Annotated in this window: 17 protein-coding genes; 6 read left to right on the plus strand and 11 right to left on the minus strand. The window is 61.2% G+C overall.

The window, feature by feature from the left end; translation table 11 throughout:
* Positions 1 to 13 precede the first annotated feature (13 nt).
* From FHT76_RS15820 to ubiE, 7 genes are all read right to left on the minus strand, one after another.
* Entirely contained in the window at positions 14 to 1,675 is a 1,662-nt protein-coding gene (locus FHT76_RS15820; RefSeq protein WP_183860584.1) for a urocanate hydratase, read from the minus strand.
* 48 nt (positions 1,676 to 1,723) lie between these two features.
* On the minus strand, positions 1,724 to 2,821 hold the full coding sequence (locus tag FHT76_RS15825; RefSeq protein WP_183860582.1) for a DUF917 domain-containing protein: 1,098 nt from the start codon (positions 2,819 to 2,821) through the stop codon (positions 1,724 to 1,726).
* A complete protein-coding gene (locus FHT76_RS15830; RefSeq protein WP_259185682.1) occupies positions 2,821 to 4,083 on the minus strand; it encodes a Zn-dependent hydrolase in 1,263 nt (420 codons plus the stop codon). Before FHT76_RS15830 ends, FHT76_RS15825 begins: the two co-directional genes overlap by 1 nt.
* Positions 4,080 to 5,462 carry a dihydroorotase family protein gene (locus tag FHT76_RS15835; RefSeq protein ID WP_259126394.1) on the minus strand — a complete coding sequence of 461 codons (1,383 nt, stop codon included), beginning with the start codon at positions 5,460 to 5,462 and terminating at the stop codon, positions 4,080 to 4,082. Before FHT76_RS15835 ends, FHT76_RS15830 begins: the two co-directional genes overlap by 4 nt.
* 31 nt (positions 5,463 to 5,493) lie before the next feature.
* Positions 5,494 to 7,077, minus strand: coding sequence for an aromatic amino acid lyase (locus FHT76_RS15840; RefSeq protein ID WP_183860576.1), 1,584 nt, complete (start codon positions 7,075 to 7,077; stop codon positions 5,494 to 5,496).
* A gap of 92 nt (positions 7,078 to 7,169) precedes the next feature.
* Entirely contained in the window at positions 7,170 to 8,744 is a 1,575-nt protein-coding gene (gene ubiB, locus FHT76_RS15845) for a 2-polyprenylphenol 6-hydroxylase (protein ID WP_183860574.1), read from the minus strand.
* A 56-nt stretch (positions 8,745 to 8,800) separates the two neighbouring features.
* Positions 8,801 to 9,577: a bifunctional demethylmenaquinone methyltransferase/2-methoxy-6-polyprenyl-1,4-benzoquinol methylase UbiE gene (gene ubiE / locus FHT76_RS15850; RefSeq protein ID WP_183860572.1), complete on the minus strand. Its 777-nt coding sequence runs from the start codon at positions 9,575 to 9,577 to the stop codon at positions 8,801 to 8,803.
* A 151-nt stretch (positions 9,578 to 9,728) separates the two neighbouring features.
* Between ubiE and mutM the strand changes: the two genes are divergently transcribed.
* From mutM to FHT76_RS15875, 5 genes are all read left to right on the plus strand, one after another.
* Complete coding sequence (gene mutM, locus FHT76_RS15855; protein ID WP_183860569.1) at positions 9,729 to 10,619, plus strand: bifunctional DNA-formamidopyrimidine glycosylase/DNA-(apurinic or apyrimidinic site) lyase; 891 nt, start codon at positions 9,729 to 9,731, stop codon at positions 10,617 to 10,619.
* 14 nt (positions 10,620 to 10,633) lie between these two features.
* Complete coding sequence (locus tag FHT76_RS15860) at positions 10,634 to 11,407, plus strand: enoyl-CoA hydratase (protein ID WP_183860568.1); 774 nt, start codon at positions 10,634 to 10,636, stop codon at positions 11,405 to 11,407.
* A gap of 185 nt (positions 11,408 to 11,592) precedes the next feature.
* On the plus strand, positions 11,593 to 11,871 hold the full coding sequence (gene rpsT / locus FHT76_RS15865; RefSeq protein WP_016552476.1) for a 30S ribosomal protein S20: 279 nt from the start codon (positions 11,593 to 11,595) through the stop codon (positions 11,869 to 11,871).
* Positions 11,872 to 12,706: 835 nt separating this feature from the next.
* A complete protein-coding gene (gene dnaA / locus FHT76_RS15870; RefSeq protein WP_183753895.1) occupies positions 12,707 to 14,254 on the plus strand; it encodes a chromosomal replication initiator protein DnaA in 1,548 nt (515 codons plus the stop codon).
* A 125-nt stretch (positions 14,255 to 14,379) separates the two neighbouring features.
* Positions 14,380 to 15,459: a saccharopine dehydrogenase family protein gene (locus FHT76_RS15875; RefSeq protein WP_183860566.1), complete on the plus strand. Its 1,080-nt coding sequence runs from the start codon at positions 14,380 to 14,382 to the stop codon at positions 15,457 to 15,459.
* Here the strand turns inward: FHT76_RS15875 and FHT76_RS15880 are convergent.
* The 4 genes from FHT76_RS15880 to gcvA all read right to left on the minus strand — a co-directional run bounded on the left by FHT76_RS15880 (position 15,456) and on the right by gcvA (position 20,549).
* Complete coding sequence (locus FHT76_RS15880) at positions 15,456 to 16,583, minus strand: ABC transporter substrate-binding protein (protein WP_183860564.1); 1,128 nt, start codon at positions 16,581 to 16,583, stop codon at positions 15,456 to 15,458. The two genes, FHT76_RS15875 and FHT76_RS15880, sit on opposite strands and share 4 nt — an antisense overlap.
* Entirely contained in the window at positions 16,580 to 17,329 is a 750-nt protein-coding gene (gene fhuF, locus FHT76_RS15885) for a siderophore-iron reductase FhuF (RefSeq protein ID WP_183860562.1), read from the minus strand. Before fhuF ends, FHT76_RS15880 begins: the two co-directional genes overlap by 4 nt.
* Positions 17,330 to 17,333: 4 nt before the next feature.
* Positions 17,334 to 19,514, minus strand: a complete 2,181-nt coding sequence (locus FHT76_RS15890) for a TonB-dependent siderophore receptor (RefSeq protein ID WP_183860560.1) — start codon at positions 19,512 to 19,514, stop codon at positions 17,334 to 17,336.
* A 150-nt stretch (positions 19,515 to 19,664) separates the two neighbouring features.
* Entirely contained in the window at positions 19,665 to 20,549 is an 885-nt protein-coding gene (gcvA, locus tag FHT76_RS15895; protein ID WP_183753271.1) for a transcriptional regulator GcvA, read from the minus strand.
* 215 nt (positions 20,550 to 20,764) lie between these two features.
* On the opposite strand from gcvA, the gene FHT76_RS15900 reads away from it, so the two are divergent.
* A complete protein-coding gene (locus tag FHT76_RS15900) occupies positions 20,765 to 21,682 on the plus strand; it encodes a DMT family transporter (protein ID WP_259185735.1) in 918 nt (305 codons plus the stop codon).
* Positions 21,683 to 21,703 lie beyond the last annotated feature (21 nt).

Consider the following 21,703-nt stretch of genomic DNA (forward strand, 5'->3'; position numbering starts at 1 on the left):
AGCCGCCGCGGCGCTATCCGAGCCTGATGTAGGGTACGTCCTTCTTGGCCACTTCGTCGAGAGCCTCGTCATAGCCGGCATCGGCATAGCGCATGACGCCAAGTGCCGTGTCGTTGGTGAGCGCATGGTCGAGCCGCTCGTCGGCGGCATCGGTACCATCGGCCACGACGGTCACGCCGCAGCTCGTCATGTAGCCGGCATAGCCGCCGCCGCCGGAATGAACGACGACGAGATCAGCCATCGACGAGCAGAGCATCATCGCATCGATCAGCGGCCAATCGGCGATCGCGTCGGAGCCGTCCTTCATCCGCTCGGTCATGATGTTCGGATGCGCCATCGCGCCGGCGTCGAGATGATCCCGCGAGAAGGCGACGGGCCCTTTCAGCTCACCGCTTGCGACGAGTTCGTTGACCCGGCGGGCGAGCATCGTGCGCTCGCCGTGGCCGAGCCAGGCAATGCGGGCCGGCAATCCCTCGAAAGGCACATGCTCGCGCGCCAGCCGGATCCAGTTGGTGATGATCTTGTTGTCTGGGAACAGTTCCAGCAGCAGATCATCGATCCGGGCGATGTCGCTTTCTTCGCCCGACAATGCCATCCAGCGGAAGGGGCCGATTGCCCGGGCAAAGAGCGGCCGCAGATAGGCTTCGGTGAAGATCGGAATATCGAAGGCGTTGGCGACGCCGCCTTCCTTCGCCTGTGTGCGAATGAGGTTGCCGTTGTCGAAGACCTCAGCACCTTTTTTCTGGAAGTCCAGCATCGCCGTCACATGCTGCACGATCGAGGCGCGGCTTGCCGCCATCAGCTGTCCCTGGCCGTCGTCGCGCAGCTCGCGCACCTGCGCGAGGCTCATCCCCTTCGGCACGTAACCGTAGACAAGATCGTGCGCGGAGGTCTGGTCGGTGACGATATCGGGCACGATGCCGCGCCGTGCGATTTCGGGATAGATTTCCGCGGCGTTGCCCACGAGACCGACGGATAGCGCCCGCTTTTCCTTCACGGCGGCGTCGATCATCGCAAGCGCCGTACCGACATCCGGCGCAATTTCCTGCAGGTAGCCGATCTCCTGCCGCTTCTTCGCGCGCTCCGGATCGATGTCGACGCAGAGGATGGCTGCACCCGCCATGCGGCCAGCCAGCGGCTGCGCGCCGCCCATGCCACCGAGCCCCGCCGTCAGCACGAAGCGTCCGAAGAGATCGCCGCCGAACCGGCGTTCGGCAATGCGCATGAATATTTCATAGGTCCCCTGGATGACGCCCTGGCTGCCAATATACTGCCAGGCGCCGGCCGTCAGCCCGCCCCAGCAGATCAGTCCCTTGCGCTGCAGCTCGTAGAAGACCTCGGCCTTCGCCCATTGCCCGACGATGTTGCAGTTCGCCATGATGACAAGCGGCGCCTTAGCGTGCGTCTTCACAAGGCCGATCGGCTTGCCGGACTGGATGAGCAGCGTCTGGTCTTCGTCCATTTCGGTCAGCGCCTTGACGATGCCCTTGTGCGCCGCCCAGTTGCGCGCGGCTTTGCCGAGCGCGGCGTAGACCACGAGATTGTCCGGATCCTCGCCGACGGAGAGAACGTTTTCCAGAAGCCGCAGCAAGGCCTCCTGCCGCCAACCCTTGGCGCGCAGGTCCGGCCCGCCCGGAATCGGAAATTTCGGATGACGTGGATTGGGCTTCGGCATCTTGGTTGTTCCTCTATCTTCGCTTGCCGCGTCGGAATCCGGCGCGGCTCAGGCTCTTGCCGCGAGCGCGTAGCGGGCAAGCTCGATGCCCATCGCCTTCTCCACCGGGGGGTAGACGGCCGGGTCGAGAACGCTGGCCGACAGCGGAATGATGTTCATCGGCACATGCAGGATGAAGACATGCATGCCGCCCTTCAACTGGCCGACGCTCAGCGGTTCGCCCTCGGGCGAGAGGGTTGTGATGACCGAGGGGAAGGTGGCGATCCGTTTGCCCTCGATGTCGTCGACGGCCATGTATTCATTCATTACATGCATGGTCACCGCCTTGTCGCCGGAGCCGACGACGATTGAGCCGATGTCGAAGGCCTCCTTGGTATAGACGACGTCCTTCTTGGTGATGATACCTTCGGCCAGGATATGGCCGCCGGTTGTTTTGCAGATGGCGTCGATCACGGCTGAACCGCCTTTCTTCTCAGCCGCAATGATCGCCTCGCCCAGTGCCAATGCCATCGATATGCCGCCAAGTGCTGCGTGGGTGCGCACATAAGAGGCACGCAGCGGGTTGCGGCAGCTGGCGATGAAGCCGCCCGACTGGTCGGAAGCTGCCCGCAGAATCGGCGAGATCTTCGCTGTCGCGCCCTTCACGACAAGCTCGATGTATCGGTTCTCGGCGCGGTTCCCGCCGACCGCCGTCTGGATCATCTGTTCAGGCGAACCCGCCATGCCGATCGAGCCCATGTCTCCGGTCGGATGCGCGCGGATATCGCCGACGGCGTCGACGACCTTGGTTCCGAGAATGGCAGAGGGCAGCCAGCCGTTCAGCGTTGACGACTTGCCGTTCTGGCCGATGATCAGGCCGGACAGTTTCTCGCCGAGTTCGTCCTGCAGCAGCTGGACCGCCTTCACATAGTCGATGCCCTGCATTTCCCAGGCTGTCGTGGAGGCGGGTGCGCCGATCGCGGCGGCCGTCGCGATCCAGTCGTCATCTTTCAACTCGTCGATCGACACAAGTTCCGGCTTGCCGACGTTGACCGCTGCATAGCCGAGCATGCGGCCGTGATCCGCCCAGCCGCCGCCACCGGCAGCATAGACCGACCCGCCCTTGACAGCTGCTTCGACGTCCTTTTCAACCAGTATGCGTCCCATCAGGCATTCTCCTGCTTCAAGCTCTTGTCCATGTCCAAGACGGCTTCGCAAAGCACGGCCGCCCCAAGCGCAATGTCGTCGTTGTCAGCCCATTCGTCAGCGGAGTGGCTGCGCCCCTCCCTGCAGGGCACGAAGATCATCGCGGCGGGCGCGACCTTGGCAATCCAGGCCATGTCGTGGCCGGCGCCCGATGCCATTCGGCGGTGGCTGGCGCCTACGGTTCCGCACGCCTTTTCAAGTGTCTTCAACAGTCCGGCATCGCTTGGCGTCGGACGGTTATCCGAAACCCGCATGGGACTCTTGATCGATACTCCGTAAGCGATGGCTAACTTTATGACATGTTCATCCAGCCACTCGCAGAAGGCTTCCATGTCGTTGCGGACCTCGGCGCGTCCATCGATCAGCAGGACGACCTTCGAGGGAACGACGTTGGCCGCGTTCGGCTCGATCCGGAACTCGCCGACCGTCGCCGCGAAATGCCCCGGTGTCTTCGCACGGGCGGCTGCGGCATTGCGGATATCGAGAACCAGTTGTGCGGCGGCGACCAGCGCATCCGAGCGGCTATCCATGGGCGTCGTGCCGGCATGGTCGGCGCGCCCCTCGACGACAATCTCAATCCGGGTGATCCCGGCGATCGCAGTGACGATGCCGATATCCTTCTTCTCGTTCTCGAGGACTGGGCCCTGCTCGATATGCAGTTCGAGAAAACCGGCAATGTCAGGCCGGTTCTGCTGCGAGAGCACGCCCGGGCGGCCGCCAACCTCGGCAATCGCCTCGGCGAGATCACGTCCTTCAGTCACGCGCGAAAGCCAGGCTTCCGGCAGTTGCCCGGTCATGCCTCGGCTTCCGATACAGGAAACGCCGAAGATGCTGACCTCCTCCGCAAGGAAATCGACGATCTCCAGGTCGTGATCGAGCTCGAGGCCCTTGTCGCTGAGCGCACGAGCGACCTCAAGTGCGGCCACCACGCCGGCAATACCGTCAAAACGGCCACCATCAGGTACGGTATCCGAGTGCGAACCGAGCATCATCGTGCCGCGCCCGTCAATGGCGCCCCGCCGCTTGCCGATCAGATTGCCGGCGGCATCGATCCTTGTCTCAAGGCCAGCCGCCCGCATGCGCGCTTCGATATAGGTGCGGCCCTCGAGAAAGAGTGGCGAGAAGGCGCGACGGGTCCAGGGATGGCCGGGCTCGGTGATCCCGGCCAAGGCGTCGATATCTTCCGCGATACGACCCGTATTGACCGGCAGGTTTCTGGTCATTCTGCGGCTCCGGCGATTACTTGCCTCGGCAGCGGACGCACAAATCGGCCGGTCCGAGGTTCAGCCAATACGGTCGCGCCGTCGCTGATCTTCTCCCCGCGCAGATAGGTCGCAGCGACTGTCCAGGGAAGGCGGATGCCGTTGTACGGGCTCCAGCCGACCACGTTGTTGCCGCTGGCTGCGGCGTCATAGACCGTTTCGCGTGGCTCAAGCACGACGATATCGGCGTCCTTGCCTGGCGTCAGCGCGCCCTTCACGTGGTCGAGACGAAAATGCCTCGCCGGGTTTTCCGCCATCAGCTTCGCCGCCCAGGTCAGCGGGATGCCGCGCTCGAAGGCACCCTTGATGAAGAGCGGTATCATCACTTCGAGCCCGGGCACGCCGGACGCGTTTGCGAGCATGTCAGGGTTGGTCTTGCGATTTTCGGACCAGCTGACGTGGTCCGTCGAGACCAGCCAGACATTGCCTTCCGCAACCTTGCGCCACAGCGCCTCGACCTCGGCGCGTGGTCTGATCGGCGGATTGATCTTTGCCTTGCCGCCGAGCCGCTTGACGTCGTTTTCCTCGTCCAGGGTCAGGTAATGAATGCAGCATTCAACCGTCGCCTCGAAACCATCGCGGCGGTAGGCGCGTGCGATGTCGTAGCCGCGTCCAAGCGAGCAATGCACCACATGTGACGGGCATCCCGTATTGGCCCCGGTTTCGAAGATCGTGTGCATGGCGAGCAGCTCGGTGATCGGCGGCCGGGACAGTCCATGCGCGCGCCAATCCGTGATGCCGCTTGCCTTCACGCGATCCATGTAGGTGCGAACGGCCTCGTCGTCCTCGTTGTGAACGCCGGCGGTCAGCCCGGTCGGTGCAATTGCGGCAAAGCATTCGTCCAGCAGGGCAAGGGGGATGCGCGGAAAGCGTTTCGGATCCGTACCGAACGTCGAAAACTTGAACGCGGCAACGCCGGCATCGACCATTTCGGCAACCCGCTTGGCGCCTTCCTCAGGATCCACGGTGCCGTAGAGCGCAAAATCGACCCGCGCCTGCGGGCCGGCATGGGCAATCTTCTTCTTCACGGCTTCTGCCGAGCAGACGAGGTTGCCTTCATCATAGGGCATATCGACGATCGTCGTCACACCGCCGGCAGCAGCCGAGCGAGTCGACCAGATGAAATCCTCCTGGTCCTTCTGCGACAGCGAGTGAACCTGGGCGTCGATGGCGCCCGGCAGGATCAGGGCCTTGCCGAGGAGATGGCGCTCGCGTGCAGCAGGCGGCACGCCGAGGCCGACTTCCGCAATCTTGCCGTCGCGGACGGCAACGTAGCCGGCTTCCAGGATGCGCTCCGGCAAAACGACCGTGCCTTGCAGAACGAGATCGAAATCAGCCATGCCGCTTTCTCCGTGGCAGATATTGAAGGGATCAGATGGCGACGGGTTCCTGGGTCAGGCGCTGCTCGATGCGCGCCAGCGAGCCGAGTGCAAAGAAATCGTCGAAGGATGCGATCGGCACCTCTTCGATCAGCTTCGACATGAAGGCGTCGGAGCCGAATTCTTCCTCGATCGCTTCCACCTCGGCAGAGAGTGGCCGGTCGACCGTATAAAAGTCCGCATGCTTGCGAACGATGTCATAGAGCATCCCGCCGACGCCTTTCGGCTTGTCGCCGAGAATGTCCACCGCCTGCGCTGAAAGCAGCGCTTCGAGAGCGGCGAGGCGCATCAGCGCGCGCGTCTGGCGTTCGAAGCGCTCGATCACCAGCGGCAGGAAGGCAGCCTCATCCTCGAGGCCGGCTGCAACCACCAATGACTGCGCCGAAACCGGGTTGGACATCGACAGCACGCGAGAAAAGATTTCGCCGGCCAGCTTGATGATCGGACCGAAGCCAGTGGCGATACGGCCGGGCGGCACGAGATTGACCGGCAGGTCACGGCGCTGGCCGTTGCCGAGCAGGACACAGCGGTTGAAGGCATTGCGGGCGGCGTGCGCCATGCAGAGAGCAGCTGATTCCAGCAGGATTGTCACGTCGAGCGGCAGCGATCCGCCCGAGGTCATTACCCGCCCCTCGACGACGACTGGATTGTCGTCGGAGCGTCCGGTGGCGGCGAGGATCTTGTGACCCGTCGTCAGCAGGTTCTCGATGACGGCGCCGAAGACCTGCGCGATCATGCGCAGGCTCAATGGGTCCTGGACGTGAGTCTTGATCGGCCAGTGCCAGGCGTCCGACGCATTGCAGAGCCAGGAGCCGATCAATGCCTCCCGGGAGGTGCCGACATGGCGAACGGAAAGCCACGGGTCGCGGGAAGCGCCAAGCGCGCCTGAAGCCATCATGCCGGAGGCGAGCAGCACGCGAATGGAAGACGCAGCATTGCGAGTCGCGTCCGCTGCCGCGGCAAAACTCACGGCATTGACGCTGAGCGAGGCCAGGCTGTCGCGCGGTGCCATGGTGAAGGGTTTCATGCCGGCAGCGGCGAAAGCGTCGGCTGCCTGCATGCGCTTGCCGCGATGGACGGCTTCACCGACTCCCGTCAGTACAGCGCCGATCTGCCCCATCAGGCCGATGTCGGCGCAGCCAATGGAGCCAGTACGGCGGACGACCGGAATGATATCCGCCTCCAGCATCTGCATGTACGCATTGACGAGTTCGGGTGTGCAGCCGACTTGGCCTGTCAGCGCAGTATTGATGCGGATGGCCATAGCGTTGCGCACGACCGAGCACGAAAATGGCGTCCCGGTGCCGAAGTGATGCGCCCGCACCAGCCCGAGATTGAAGGCATCGAGGTCCTCGGGGGACCACTCGACATCCTTCATGGCGCCGACGCCGGTGGTCGCTCCATAGACGGGCATTCCAGACTTGATCGCATCCTCGACGATCCCGCGCGCGATCTCGACGCGAGCCATCCCGGTCGCAGAAGCCGAGATCGCCACCTTTCCCGATCCGACCCTCACCATTTCGGCAAAGCTGAGCGGCTGTCCGGAAAGTTCGATGCGGGGGCGTTCATGCTTCATCTGCCATATCTCCTTGAAAAGTGAGACTATGCGACGGCGCTACTCGATGGGATATCCCAAATATCGAACACAACATGCATTGCTGCGATGGATCAGGTGACCACCCAAGCAATATAAAGAAGGGCGAGCGCGATAATCCAGAGGGCGAACCGGCCGGAACGATTGTGTCGCGCCTCGGATTTGCCGATCGCCTCAGCCGTTTCCGCGTCGAACCGCAATCCGTTCTCGCTCATCTGCAGCAGTTGATGGTGGAATTTCTCGGTCTTGGCGGCAATCTCGGGCGCTGCTTCGGCTAGCTTCACAGCCGCCTTCAGCCCGTCCTTGAGATCGGTGACGATGCGCTTCGGGCCAAGATTGTTGCGGATCCAATCGCCGACAACGGGTTCGGATGCCTTCCACATGTTGAAGCGTGGATTGAGCATGCGCGACACGCCTTCGACCACGACCATGGTCTTCTGCAGCATGACCAGTTCGGGCCGCGTCGCCATGTCGAAGAGTTCGGTCACCTCGAACAGCAGGGTCAGCAGCTTGCCCATCGAGATCGTCTCGGCAGGCTGGCCGTGGATCGGCTCGCCGATCGCGCGGATCGCCTGCGCGAAGCTTTCGACATTGTGGTGGCCCGGCACGTAGCCCGCCTCGAAGTGGACTTCGGCGACCCTGATATAGTCGCGGGTGATGAAGCCGAAGAGAATTTCGGCCAGGAAGCGGCGTTCCTTTTTCCCCAGTCGTCCGACGATCCCCATGTCGACCGCGACGATGTCGCCGTGCTCGTCGACAAACAGGTTACCGGGATGCATGTCGGCATGGAAGAAGCCGTCGCGCAGCGTGTGGCGAAGGAACGACTGAATCAGCGTGTCTGCAAGCAGATTGAGATCGTGACCGGCGGCGCGCAGGCCCTCGACATCCGACATTTTCACGCCGTCGATCCACTCCATCGTGATCACGTCGCGGCCGGTGCGCTCCCAATCGACCTTCGGGACACGAAAGCCCGGGTCTTTCTCGGTATTTTCGGCGATCTCGGAAAGGGCCGCCGCCTCGAGCCGCAGATCCATCTCAACCTTGGTCGTCTGCTCCAGAGTCTTCGTGACTTCCACCGGCCTCAGGCGCCGGCTCGAGGGCATGAAGCGCTCCTGCATGTGAGCGACGAGATACATCGCTTCGATGTCATGGGTGAAACGCTGGCGCACGCCGGGGCGGACGACCTTCACCGCAACCTTCTTGCGTCCCGCAGGCGTATTGACTTCGGCGGGGTGCACCTGCGCGATCGAAGCGGCGGCAATCGGCTCGCCGAAGCTTGCATAAAGTTCTTCTGTCGGGCGGCCGAGCGATCCGGCGATGCTCGCCTTGGCGGCGGCGAGCGGAAAGAATGCCATGCGGTCCTGAAGCTGCGACAGATCGTCGGCGAACTCGACACCAACGACATCGGGGCGCGTTGCCAGGAACTGGCCGATCTTCACATAGGAGGGGCCCAGCCGCTCAACGGCTTGCGCCAGCCGGTCGCTGCGCTTCTTCGATTTTGAACGATTGCGCGCGAACAGGCCCACAAACGACTTGGCAAGGCCGACCGATGGCGGCAGGTCTTCCGATGGCAAAGCCGAAATCACGCCTTCGCGCACCAGAATCCAGCCGACGCGCCAGAGCCGGAAATATGCCCCCAGAGTGCTCATGCCGGATTGCCTGCCTGCGAAAGCGAGCGGGTGAACGATTGTTCTCGAACCATCCCTTAGAGCTTCCAGCCGGAGTGGAGGGCCGCAATCCCGCCGGTGTAGTTCGTAAAGCTCACGCGCGAGAAGCCGGCGTTGCGGATCATCTCGGCGAAATTCTCCTGGTTGGGAAACTTGCGGATGGATTCGACAAGATATTGATAGGGCTCGGCCTCGCCGGTGATCGCCTTGCCGAACTTCGGAATGGCGTTGAATGACCAGCTGTCATAGACGCGGTCGAGGAGCGGCATGTCCACTTCAGAGAACTCGAGCACCAGCAGGCGGCCGCCACGTTTCAGGACACGATAGGCTTCGCTGAGCGCCACGTCGATGCGCGGGACATTGCGGATGCCGAAGGCTATCGTGTAGGCGTCGAAGCTGTTCGGCTCGAACGGCAGATCCTCGGCATTGGCCTCGACGAAAGTCAGGTTGTCAGAAAGCTTCTTCTTGGCGGCGCGCTCGGCGCCGACGGCGAGCATCGAGCCGTTGATGTCGAGCACGGTCGAATGCGCCATCCGGTTCGAGGCTTCGATGATGCGAAAGGCGATATCGCCGGTGCCGCCGGCCACGTCGAGCGTCCTGTAGCCGGGTTCCTTGCGCGGATTGAGTGCCGCAATCATTGCGTCCTTCCAGACGCGATGCATGCCGACCGACATGACGTCGTTCATGATGTCATAGCGCTTGGCGACCTTGTGGAAGACCTCGTTGACGAGACCCTGCTTTTCACCGTCCGCCACTTCACGGAAGCCGTAGGATGTTTCCATGCCGCCTTCGGCGGAGGTACGGCTTTCTGACATCGAAATACTCCATCTATCTGAAATCGGCGCGGCGACCATAGCGAACGGACGCGCGCGGCGCTATCTGTGGGCCACGGTCAAGGCCGCGGCACCTTGGCGCTATAGCGCACAACGCCCGTGGTTGAAACATGTTAGATATAGATGGGTTAAGATGCCGGAATTGCCAGAAGTCGAAACCGTCCGACGCGGGCTTGCCCCCACGATGGAAGGCGCGCGGATCGCCCGCCTAGAGCTGCGTCGCAAGGACCTGCGGTTTCCCTTTCCGGACGGTCTGGAGACGCGGGCAACCGGCCGCGAGATCGTCGCGCTCGGTCGCCGCGCCAAATATCTGCTGATCGACCTCGACGACGGCACGACGATCATCTCGCATCTTGGCATGTCCGGCTCGTTCCGCATCGAGACCGGGCCAGTGTCCGATCAGCCTGGCGACTTTCATCATCCGCGTTCGAAGGATGAAAAGCACGACCACGCCATCTTCCATCTCGAGGGACCGACAGGCATCAGCCGCGTCATTTATAATGACCCGCGCCGCTTCGGCTTCATGGATATGGCGCGGCGCTCCGAGCTTGAGCTCAATCCCTTCCTCTTCGGCCTCGGGCCGGAGCCGACCGGTAACGCACTCAGCGCCGCCTATCTGGCGGAACGTTTCATCGGCAAGGCGCAGCCGCTGAAGAGCGCGCTGCTCGATCAGAAGAATATCGCAGGGCTCGGCAATATCTACGTCTGCGAGGCGCTATGGCGCGCGCACCTGAGCCCGACCCGTGCTGCGGCGACGATCGTGACCAAGACGGGGAAACCGGCCAAGCAGATGGATCTTCTGGTCACCTCGATCCGCGACGTCATTGCCGACGCCATCAAGGCGGGCGGCTCGTCGCTGCGGGACCATATCCAGACGGACGGTTCGCTCGGTTACTTCCAGCACTCCTTCTCGGTCTATGATCGCGAAAGTCTGCCTTGCCGTACTCCGGGCTGCGGCGGTACGGTCGCACGCATTGTTCAGGCGGGGCGTTCGACCTTCTATTGCCCTACCTGCCAGAAATAACGGGAGGATTGTCCATGGCCTACGAAACGCTGATCGTCGAAACCCGCGGTGCAGTCGGGTTGATCACCTTGAACCGCCCGCAGGCGCTGAATGCGCTGAACTCGACGGTGCTGAAGGAACTCCTGCAGGCCTACGAAGCCTTCCAGGCCGATGATGCCATCGGCGCCATGGTCCTGACCGGTTCCGAGCGCGCATTCGCGGCCGGCGCCGACATCAAGGAAATGCAGCCGCTCAGCTATGTCGATGTCTACAGCCGCGACCTGATGAGCGGCTGGGACGATGTCGCCAAGGTGCGCAAGCCCGTCATTGCGGCCGTCAGCGGCTTTGCGCTCGGCGGCGGCTGCGAGCTCGCCATGATGTGCGACATGATCATCGCCTCGGAAACCGCCAAGTTCGGCCAGCCCGAAATCACCCTCGGCGTCATCCCCGGCATGGGTGGCTCACAACGGCTGACGCGTGCCGTCGGCAGATATAAGGCGATGGACCTGATCCTGACCGGCCGGATGATGGATGCTGCTGAAGCCGAGCGCGCAGGACTCGTTTCGCGTGTGGTGGCGCCGGATCGGCTGCTGGACGAGGCGCTGGAGGCGGCCGCCAAGATTGCCTCGCTGTCGCGTCCGTCCGTGCTGATGGCGAAGGAGGCGGTAAACCGCGCGCTGGAGACGACCTTGGATGAAGGTCTGCGCTTCGAACGCCGGCTTTTCCATAGCCTGTTTTCCACCGAAGATCAGAAAGAGGGGATGACGGCTTTCATCGAAAAGCGTAAGCCTGCCTTCAAGAACCGCTGAGCCTTGGAGAAAGGCGGCGTTTCCTCGAAAATGCGCGTTGACGTGGGTCGGCTTTAGGGTTATATGCCCGCCCACGGTTCGGGAAGCCACTCCGGTTTTCCGATTATGCTCCCGCATTGCTGTATGAAGTGGCCGCAAGGCCCGCGGTAATGACGGAGTTTGTTCGAATTCTTAGAGAGGCATCCATGGCCAATACAACTTCGGCGAAAAAAGCGACCCGCAAGATCGCCCGCCGTACCGACGTCAATAAGGCTCGTCGCTCGCGCGTTCGTACTTTCGTTCGCAAGGTCGAAGAGGCAATCGCATCTGGTGATGCTGCCAAGGCAAAGGAAGCTTTCCTGGCCGCGCAGCCTGAACTGGCTCGCGCCGCAAGCAAGGGCGTTGTTCACGCCAACACGGCTTCCCGCAAGGTTTCGCGCCTCGCAGCTCGTGTGAAGGCCCTGTCGGTTTCTGCGACAGCATAATCCTTCGTTAATAAACGCATCATTATGATTAGCCCGGCAACTTTGTCGGGCTTTTTCGATTCTGCCGACTGGCTTCCGTATGGTTAACTCGGCGACGATTTCATGTCGAGCGTGTGACACGAAAAATATAACAAAAACAAATACTTGTTGTAGGATACTTCAGGTGCACGCGACTCGGGCTCTACAATCTGCGGTCTGAGCAGAGTCAAGAAGCTTTTTTATTTTTTTCTTTTTATGCGTGTCAAAAATGTCAGCGAGGCGAATCTCCTTGATTCAAAAGCGATTCTTTTTTGACACGGATGTGACGCCCTAAAGGTGCCGCGGGAGTCAACGGGCCGCTCTTAATTTTGCGTAAAATTCATCGTTGATTCCCGCAATCGATCCTGCCTAAATGCCCTCCAACAAGGGGTCCAGACATCACCTGCGAAGGCTCGGTCTGAAACTGCCACGTCGGCAGGACGATGATCCTGTGCCACTTGTTACGGAGAGTCAAAGTCTCCGGTTTTTCACGCACTTGAGCATTTTTGACCGCGACGTGGCTGTCGCGGAATGGTGATGTTTTGTGTGTTGGTTGCACGCGTGGCGTGAAGCCGGAATGGGGAAGAGAAGTCGTGACAGGACGACCGGATGCTGGCTTACGAGGAGCGGCATCCAGTCCGACAGGGGGCAGTCGGGCCGCATGAAGCGGGCTCGCGCTTTCTCGGGAAGTCTTGTGAGTGGGGCAGTATTCGAGTGAACCGGCAGGCGAGTGGCTCATGAGGGTGCCACTTTCTGGTCATAGCGGGGAAATAATCGGGCGACGAACAAAGTCGGCCGACGAATGGAAGGCGGCATGATGCAGATGAATACAATGACGGCGGATGTCCTGGAGAGTGGGGACAATGAACCGCAGGCGTTTGGCTCTATTTGCGCCGAAACGGCAGGGGAAAAGGGAGAAATGAAGCATGGTGTACTTTTCGATCGTGTCAGCGCCCGTCTGAAGGCGCAAGTCGGTCCGGATGTCTATGCAAGCTGGTTTGCGCGGCTGAAATTGCATTCGGTTTCAAAGAGCGTCGTGCGCCTCACGGTGCCGACAACTTTCCTGAAGTCCTGGATCAACAATCGGTATCTTGAGCTGATCACCAGCCTGTTCCAGGCCGAAGACTCCGAAATCCTGAAAGTCGAAATTCTCGTGCGCACCGCAACGCGTAGCGTTGGCAAACCGGCTGAAGAGCCGGTTTCTCCAGAGCCTGTTGCTGCCGCACAGACGCGCCGCTCCGTGGCGCAGCATGCCGGGCAGATTGTTCAGCACACGGTCTCATCCGCGGCTGCGGCCCGTCCGGCCAGCTCCGGCCAGCCGCTCTTTGGCTCGCCGCTGGACTCCCGTTTCACCTTCGACACCTTCGTTGAAGGCAGTTCGAACCGTGTAGCGCTTGCTGCTGCCAAGACGATTGCGGAAGCCGGACAGGGCGCTGTTCGCTTCAACCCGCTTTTCGTCCATTCCAGCGTTGGACTCGGCAAGTCGCATCTTCTGCAGGCGATCGCCAATGCCGCGGTTCAAAACCCGCGTGCGCTGCGCGTCGTCTACCTGACGGCGGAGTATTTCATGTGGCGTTTCGCAACCGCGATCCGCGACAATGATGCTTTGACGCTCAAGGACTCGCTGCGCAACATTGACCTTCTGATCATCGACGACATGCAGTTCCTGCAGGGCAAGATGATCCAGCATGAGTTCTGCCACCTGCTGAACATGCTGCTCGACAGCGCCAAGCAGGTCGTGGTCGCTGCAGACCGCGCTCCCTGGGAGCTGGAATCGCTCGATCCACGCGTCCGCTCGCGTTTGCAGGGCGGTGTGGCCATCGAGCTCGACGCCCCGGATTACGAGATGCGTCTCGAAATCCTGAAGCGTCGTCTCACTGCTGCTCGCCTCGAGGATCCGTCGCTGGAAATCTCGGCCGAGTTGCTGAACCACGTTGCGCGTAACATCACGGCAAGCGGCCGCGAGCTGGAAGGCGCCTTCAACCAGCTGCTTTTCCGCCGCTCCTTCGAGCCGAACCTCACGGTCGAGCGCGTCGATGAGCTTCTTGCGCATCTCGTCGGCTCGGGCGAGCCGCGCCGAGTCCGCATCGAGGACATCCAGCGCATCGTCGCACGGCACTACAACGTGTCGCGCCAGGAGCTGGTTTCGAACCGCCGTACCCGCGTCATCGTTAAGCCGCGCCAGATCGCCATGTATCTGTCGAAGACGCTGACGCCGCGCTCCTTCCCGGAAATCGGTCGTCGCTTTGGCGGTCGTGACCACACGACCGTGCTGCACGCCGTGCGCAAGATCGAGGAGCTTATTGCCGGGGACACGAAGCTCTCGCACGAGATTGAACTGCTGAAGCGCCTGATCAACGAATAATAAGTAGGCAACCTCTCTGAGCAACTTTTAACGGCCGGGCTATGCTCCGGCCGTTTTCCTTTGCCGGCAATCTTCTGTACGCTTGACGCTGGGAACGTGTCGCCATGCGCTCGTGGGAGGGATCGATGGGATTTGACAGGATTGCCGTACTTGGGCTGGGCAAGGTCGGGCGGCTGGCAGCCACGCTCCTCCACGAAGGAGGCTTCGACGTTCTCGGCGTCGACCTTCAGGCGCCAAACGAGGAGGTGCCGTTCAAGTGCTGGAGTGGAGACATTTCCGATCCGGTCGTGATCGGTGAACTGCTATCAGGCGTCGAGGCCGTGCTTTCCTGCCTGCCTTATCACCTCAATATCGGCCTGGCGCGTGCCGCCCACCTTGCGGGGATCCACTACTTCGACCTGACCGAGGATGTGCCGACCACCAATTTCATTATTGAATTGTCGAAGACAGCGCGTGGGCTGATGGCGCCACAATGTGGCCTTGCCCCCGGCTTCGTCGGCATTGTCGGATCCAGCCTTGCGGACGGATTCGACAAATGCCGTTCCATTCGCATGCGGGTAGGCGCGCTGCCGCAGAACCCGACCGGTCTCCTTGGTTACGCCTTCAACTGGTCGCCGGAGGGCGTGGTCAACGAGTATCTGAACGACTGCGAAGTGATCGAGGGCGGCGTTCGCAAACTCGTCTCGCCGATGGAATGGCATGAGACGATTTATGTCGAAGGCGTCAAACTTGAGGCGTTCACGACGTCAGGCGGTCTCGGAACCATGTGCGACACGCTCCTCGGCAAGGTCGAGAACCTCGACTACAAGACGATGCGCTATCCGGGGCACATGGATCTGATGAACTTCTTCTTCCACGAACTGCTGATGCGCGACAGGCGCAAGCTTGCCGGCGAGATACTGACCAATGCCAAGCCTCCGGTCGATGACGATGTTGTCTATGTCCATGTGGCGGCGGAGGGTACGGTAAACGGCACCCTGCGCCGCAAGGAATTTGTCCGCGCCTATTATCCGATCGAGATCGCGGGGGCCCGCCGCACCGCGATCGCGTGGACGACATCGGCCTCGGTGGTTGCCGTCATCGAGATGGTGCGCGACGATCTGCTGCCGTCCACCGGCTTCCTGCATCAGGAGTACATTCCGCTGGCGATGTTCCTGAACACGCCAACCGGCAGCCTTTTCAAGACTGGCGCGCCTGCCCGTTAGCCTGTCAGGCTCGTCCAATATGCGCCCTCGAAGGGCACAGCCGCAAAACGCTCGTTGATCTCGGCGAGGCTGCCCGTCGGATCGAGATCGCCGAACAGGTCGGGCCTGATCCAGGATGCTACCGCTTCCGCCGCCAGCACGTTCAGCGGCACGGCGTTGAAGAAGTTCCACATGCCATGCACGTTCCCTTCGCGCACCGCCTTCAGCGGCGCAAGCGTGGGGGCCTTCACGGTCTCCTCGAGCGACCGACGCGCTTCCGCAGGATCGACGCCAGGGCCGATCGAGAAGGCGGTGTAAGTCCCGCCGGGCGAGCCGGTGGCGATATAGACGTCCGGCTCCGCCGCGATGACATATTCCGCCGTAACCGGACCGCCCTGTGGCGGCAGGTTCTTGTCCGCGATGTTGCGTCCGCCGGCAAACGCAATCAATTCGCCGAGGCTGGTTCGACCGTATGCCCAACTGCCGCGCGTTGCGCTCGGGAAGGCATCCATTAGCACCAGCGGCCCATCCTCGCCTTTCCCCGTCGCTCCCGCTCTGATGCGCTGCACCCGTTTTTCGAAAAGCTGGGCATAATCTTCAGCCTGCTGATCACACTCCAGGATGCGACCAAGGAGGCGGATGTCCCGCGGGGTGCTCTTCAGTGGATCGACATTGAAATCGACGACGATGACAGGCACGCCGGTCAATTGGAGATAGTCGATGGCACGCTTTCCTTGCTCGCCCTCTGCCTGCCACATGCCCATGACCGCCAGGTCGGCCTCCAACGAGAGGGCAGCTTCGAAGTTCATACCATCCGCCAGGCCGTTGCTGACAAGCGGGACTTCGTTGAGGGCGGGAAACTTGCCGCGGAAGGCATCATAGATGAACGGATTGTCCGTTTTCATGTCCGTCGCCCAGCCGGCCAGCAGGCTGACCGGATCCGGATGGATCAGCGACAGCGCGACAAGATTGAAACCCGTGCCGAGGATGATCGACTTCGGCTTTTTGGGTATCGTGACGGTCCGCCCGACGGCATCGATCACGGTCAGCGGCCATCGCGTCTCAGCCTTCAGCAGAGCCGGCGCACAGAGCGTCGCAGACGCCGCGGCGAGAAAGCCACGCCTTGTGATGGTGAGGCAGGTCATTGCATATTCCTTTGACTGGGAAGGGCGCAAAGCTTGCCGCAGCTCTGGACGCCAGGCAGCATGTAGCGCAGGCAGCATATCTTCCGGCGAGCGACGCGCTCTCCGTCTTCCTCGACATATCGCAGGCTGCCGCAAAGTGGGTTGACGCCGCCATCGGGCAGACAGCCGCGCACAAAGACGGTGAGATCCGGGCCTTCCGGCGGCAGGGTCAACCGCAGCACGTAGTCGAGATACACCGCGGCATTGTTCCAGCACAGCTTGGCCGAAACACCGCAGGCGGTGAGCCTCCTGATCGCTTCCGGAAGGTGTTCCTCCAGCAACGGGCCAATCGCCTCAAAGCCGTCTTCCTCGCCGTTCCGGGCATTCCGGCCCCGGTGCGGCACGCCGAACGCCCGCGGCAGGCCATTATCCTGCAAAGCAATCGTCATGTCGTCAAAAGCGACCGGCAGCTCCTGTGCGGCGAGACGGCGAGCCAGCACATAGGGAATGGAGAGAGCGGAGAAGTAATACAGCGACCACATCGACACGACCGCACGCCGGTCACTGTCGCCACAGGCCGTGGCATAGCGACCGATCGCCTGCTCGAACCCGCCATTTCCGAAGAACGACGGCAGCGGCACGCCGTCGGGCAGATCGGCGGAAAGAGCCATTTTCTCGCTGCACCATGCATGCTCGCCGGCAAAAGCCGGCGAGAGGACCGAGGCACTGGCGCCCGGAGCAGCGATATGGTGCCCAGCACTCGCCATCAGCTCACCACGTATAACGCAGGCTGCCGATCACGGTGCGACCCTGATCGCGATAGCAGAAGCCAGCCGAGCAGATGGGCTCGCGGCGGTCGAAGAGGTTGGTGGCATTCACCTGCAGGCTCAGGCCCTCGTATTTCTTATCGAGCGCCGCAAAATCGTAGCTGACAGCGGCGTCGAAGAGGACGCGCGACCCGTTCTGGGCGGTGTTGGTGTCGCTCGTATAGCTCTTGCCGAGATACCGCGATCCGAAACCGATACCGAGACCGTAGATCGGGCTACTCTCCCGGAATGTATAATTCGCCCAGAGCCCAGCCATGTGCCTCGGAACCGATGAGACGGAATTGCCTACAGTCCCGGTCGTTCCTTCCAGGATCTCGGTATCGGTGTAGGTATAAGACGCAACCAGCGACAGGCCATTATCGAGGCTCGTGTTCGCTTCGAGCTCCAATCCACGAGAGCGAATCTTGCCGCGCTGCACCTGAATGTTCGCCGGTCCGGTCGGCAGATTCACGACCTCGTAGTAAAGGCTATTCTTCTGGTCGATATTGAACAGCGCCGCCGTGAGCAGCGTATTGCTGTTCGGAAGGAGGTACTTGACCCCTATCTCTTCCTGGTCGCTTTCCGTCGGTTTAAAGGGCTGGTCTGTCTCCTGGTTGATGCCCGCATTGGGTGAGAAGGCGGTGGAGTAGCTGGCATAAGGTACGACGCCGAAATCTGTCTCGTAGCCTAGACCGATGCGGCCGGAGAATGCCTTGTCCCTCTGCGAAATGGTCGTCAAGGCGTTCGTGCTGAGGTCGGTATTGTCGGTGTCCGTCGAAACCCAATCGTAGCGACCTCCGAGGGTCAGTATCCATGCGTCATAGCGGATCTGGTCCTGCAAATAGGTGCCGACTTGCCATTGGTCCTGGACGGTACGCGTGTCGAAATCGATCGGCGCAACGAAAGCCCCTGCCGTCGGATTGTTGGTGTCGAGCGGCGGCGACACGCCGCGGCCATCGAGCGAACGCCAGCGCAGCTTTGTCAGGTCCAGACCCGCAAGCAGCGTATGGTCGACGGCGCCGATCTCGAACTGCGCTTCTAGCTGGTTGTCGATAACGAAGGCCGTCAGCCGCTCGTCGAACGTTCCGGCGCTGCGATCGAGGAGACTTGGATCGATCTCATTGGGGGCGTAGGCGAAGGCCCAGTCGGCGTCGATATTGAGCGTCGATGCACGGGCGTTTTGGCGGAATACGAAGACATCGTTCAGCCGATGCTCGAATTCATAGCCGATGCGGGCCTGGTTTTGGACTGAATCGTTGAAGGCCGGATTGCCTGCGAAAAAGTCCGTTACGTTGCCGGCAGGGTCGTTGTAATAGGCCGCGGTGCCGCCGGTCTTCGTTCGGGAGTATTCGCCGAGAATGGTGAGCCTCGTGTCTTCGTCCGGCTTCCACATGAAGGCTGGCGCGATATAGATGCGGTCGTCGGGAACGCTGATCTGCTCGGTATTGGCATCGCGGTAGAGGCCAGTCAGACGATAGTAGAAGGGATCCGTATTGTTGACGGGGCCTGAAACGTCGAACTGGGTTTGATAACGCTGTTCAGTGCCGTACTGCAGCTGAACTTCATGAAATGGCTCTTCCGTCGGCCGTTTGGTGATGAGGTTGAAAAGACCACCGGCACCTGTTGCCCCATAAAGCGCGGAGGAGGGACCACGAAGGATGGAGACTCCTTCAAGCCCGTAGGGCTCGGTCTTGAAGAGCGATGAGCCTGCGCCTGGCTGACGGAGGTTGTCGCGGAAAATCCCGGTATAGGTCACGTCGAAACCGCGTACCGAGAACGAATCGAAACGCGGATCGAAGCCATAGGCGCCGACGCGTGTGCCGGGTGTGTAGGCAACGGTATCGAGCAACGTCTGCGGATTGCGATCCTTCAACTGCTGTTCGGTCACCGACGAAATCGATTGTGGCACCTCGATAAAGGGTGTGTCGGTCTTCGTGCCCGTGGCGCTGCTCTTGCCGACATATCCCTCTGCCTGGATCACGCCGCCGCTGCCGCCATTGACAATGATGTCTTCCAGAACCGTCGCACCGTCCTGCTGCTTTCCCGTCGCGTCCTGTGCTGCGACTGGCGTGAGAAGATGAACGAGCGCCATGCCGGCCAATGCCGACGTTGAAAGGATTCGAGAGGAAAATCGGAGACTATTCATTGGCTTATCACACCGGGAATGTGCATAGAGAAAAATATGTGGAGTGTAATAGTCAAGAAATTGTCCGAAGAAAACCCTATTTTATGATTAAATTACTCCACTTTTTAATCAGCATGATTTTAATCAGCATGATAAAGTGAGCGCATCCAATCAGGCTTGTGCCTCCGACAACAGCCACCGACGGAAGGCAGCTGCAGCCGGCCGCTCCAGCGCAAGGCCCGGATAGACGAGATGAAAGGCAAGCCGGCTTGCAATGCCGATCGGGAAGGGCGTGACCACTGCGCCTTCTTTCAGGTCTCGTTCCAGAAACGAGCGTCGCATCAAGGCAAAGCCCAGCCCGGCCTTCATCGCGTCATAGGCTCCGTTGCCATGCATGAAGACCGGCCCGCGCGAGGGGTCGACTCCGGTCGCGCCGGCTGCTTCCAGCCAGAGCTGCCAGTCATGGCGATAGACATCATGGATCAGCTGGAAACCAGAGAGGGCGCCCGCGGACGGATTGGGCCCCAGTTCTGTGGCGAGCTTTGGCGTGCAGACCGGCACCAGTTCGTCATCGACAAGCCGTTCGCTGATCAGGTTATCATATCCGCCGAGGCCGTGGCGGATCGCGAGGTCGATCCCGTCACGCTGAAAGTCGAGGACGCGGTGTGATGCGCTGATGCGGACGTCGATTTCAGGGTGCATAGCCTCGAAACGTCCAAGGCGCGGCACCAGCCAGTAGGTTGCAAATCCCGCCGTGCAGGTGACATTGAGGACGGCGCCGCGTCCACGCGCCGTGATCGCCGCCGTCGCTTCCCGAACCAGACGAAATGCCGCCCTCAGGGTCGAGAAATAGTCCGCACCCTCCACCGTCAAGGCGAGCGCCCGCGTCTTGCGCTCGAAGAGCTTGATGCCAAGCGACGCCTCCAGGTCGCGAATCTGCAGGCTGACGGCGCCTGGTGTGACGTTCAGCTCCTTTGCCGCCAGCGTCATGCTGAGATGCCGGGCGGCAGCCTCGAAGGCCCGAAGCGCTGAAAGCGAGGGGAGATAATCACTCATGGTTTAGCTCAGCTATATCATGTATCGAGAAAGACTCGTTTGTCTCATGCCAGGAATGGCAATAATATCAGCAGGAAAGCCATCGCAAAAGCCGTTTCCGGCTGAATGAAGAGCGAGAATAAATCGAGAAAACCGCTCTTAGATCGCGCAACAATCGGGTGGTGGCCGTTGGCGATGGCATATATGCCGTAGCAGACTGACTTTGGGAGTAGATGATGCAGCAGAAACAGATGGGTTTTTCCGAATGGGGGATGTTGCTGGTGCTTTCCCTCTTGTGGGGCGGCTCCTTCCTCTTCAACGGCATTCTGGTGAAGACCCTGCCGCCGTTCACGATCGTCACGGGCCGGGTCCTGATCGCCGCGCTGGCGTTGAACATGATCGTCCGTGCAACCGGCCATACCATGCCGCGTGACGGCAAATCCTGGGCGGCGTTCTTCGGCATGGGCATCCTGAACAATATGATCCCCTTCTGCCTGATTGTCTGGGGCCAGACGCATATCGCAAGCGGTCTCGCTTCCATCCTGAACGCCACCACGCCGCTCTTCGGCGTCGTTGTCGCGCATTTCCTGACCGCGGACGAAAAGATGACCGGCAATCGCCTGCTTGGCGTTCTCGTCGGATTTGCCGGCGTCGCCTACATGATTGGCTTCGACGTTTTGCGTGATCTCGGCTCGAACGTGCTGGCGCAGCTGGCGGTGCTCGCTGCTGCTCTGTCCTATGCCTTTGCCGGGATTTTCGGCCGCCGCTTCCGCCAAATGGGCATGGCGCCGCTCATTCCCACCGCAGGGCAGGTCACCGCCTCCACGGTCCTGATGCTGCCGATCGCGCTCATCGTTGACCAACCTTGGACACTAGCCGCCCCGTCAGTCGAGACTTGGCTGGCGCTGCTGGGTCTGGCCCTGCTATCGACCGCGATCGCCTACGTGCTGTTCTTCCGCATCCTTGCGACGGCAGGGGCAACGAATCTGATGCTGGTGACCTTCCTGATCCCGGTCAGCGCCATCCTGCTCGGCGCGGCCATCCTCGGCGAACAGCTGCAGTCCAAGCATCTGATCGGTATGGCGATGATCGCGATCGGCCTTGCGGCGATCGATGGGCGGTTGTTCTCCCGTTGGCGCGGGCGGGTGGCGTGACGGGTGAAGATTGCAAACCCG

It is taken from the genome of Rhizobium sp. BK176 (assembly GCF_024808055.1).

Bases quoted from the DNA above. Each gene is read 5' to 3' on its own strand.
- FHT76_RS15825 (WP_183860582.1), bottom strand. From the start codon at position 2,821: ATGGGACGCATACTGGTTGAAAAGGACGTCGAAGCAGCTGTCAAGGGC.
- rpsT (WP_016552476.1), top strand. From the start codon at position 11,593: ATGGCCAATACAACTTCGGCGAAAAAAGCGACCCGCAAGATCGCCCGC.
- dnaA (WP_183753895.1), top strand. From the start codon at position 12,707: ATGCAGATGAATACAATGACGGCGGATGTCCTGGAGAGTGGGGACAAT.
- FHT76_RS15830 (WP_259185682.1), bottom strand. From the start codon at position 4,083: ATGACCAGAAACCTGCCGGTCAATACGGGTCGTATCGCGGAAGATATC.
- FHT76_RS15890 (WP_183860560.1), bottom strand. From the start codon at position 19,514: ATGAATAGTCTCCGATTTTCCTCTCGAATCCTTTCAACGTCGGCATTG.
- FHT76_RS15875 (WP_183860566.1), top strand. From the start codon at position 14,380: ATGGGATTTGACAGGATTGCCGTACTTGGGCTGGGCAAGGTCGGGCGG.
- mutM (WP_183860569.1), top strand. From the start codon at position 9,729: ATGCCGGAATTGCCAGAAGTCGAAACCGTCCGACGCGGGCTTGCCCCC.
- ubiE (WP_183860572.1), bottom strand. From the start codon at position 9,577: ATGTCAGAAAGCCGTACCTCCGCCGAAGGCGGCATGGAAACATCCTAC.
- fhuF (WP_183860562.1), bottom strand. From the start codon at position 17,329: ATGGCGAGTGCTGGGCACCATATCGCTGCTCCGGGCGCCAGTGCCTCG.
- gcvA (WP_183753271.1), bottom strand. From the start codon at position 20,549: ATGAGTGATTATCTCCCCTCGCTTTCAGCGCTTCGGGCCTTCGAGGCT.
- FHT76_RS15835 (WP_259126394.1), bottom strand. From the start codon at position 5,462: ATGGCTGATTTCGATCTCGTTCTGCAAGGCACGGTCGTTTTGCCGGAG.
- FHT76_RS15840 (WP_183860576.1), bottom strand. From the start codon at position 7,077: ATGAAGCATGAACGCCCCCGCATCGAACTTTCCGGACAGCCGCTCAGC.
- ubiB (WP_183860574.1), bottom strand. From the start codon at position 8,744: ATGAGCACTCTGGGGGCATATTTCCGGCTCTGGCGCGTCGGCTGGATT.
- FHT76_RS15860 (WP_183860568.1), top strand. From the start codon at position 10,634: ATGGCCTACGAAACGCTGATCGTCGAAACCCGCGGTGCAGTCGGGTTG.
- FHT76_RS15900 (WP_259185735.1), top strand. From the start codon at position 20,765: ATGCAGCAGAAACAGATGGGTTTTTCCGAATGGGGGATGTTGCTGGTG.
- FHT76_RS15820 (WP_183860584.1), bottom strand. From the start codon at position 1,675: ATGCCGAAGCCCAATCCACGTCATCCGAAATTTCCGATTCCGGGCGGG.
- FHT76_RS15880 (WP_183860564.1), bottom strand. From the start codon at position 16,583: ATGACCTGCCTCACCATCACAAGGCGTGGCTTTCTCGCCGCGGCGTCT.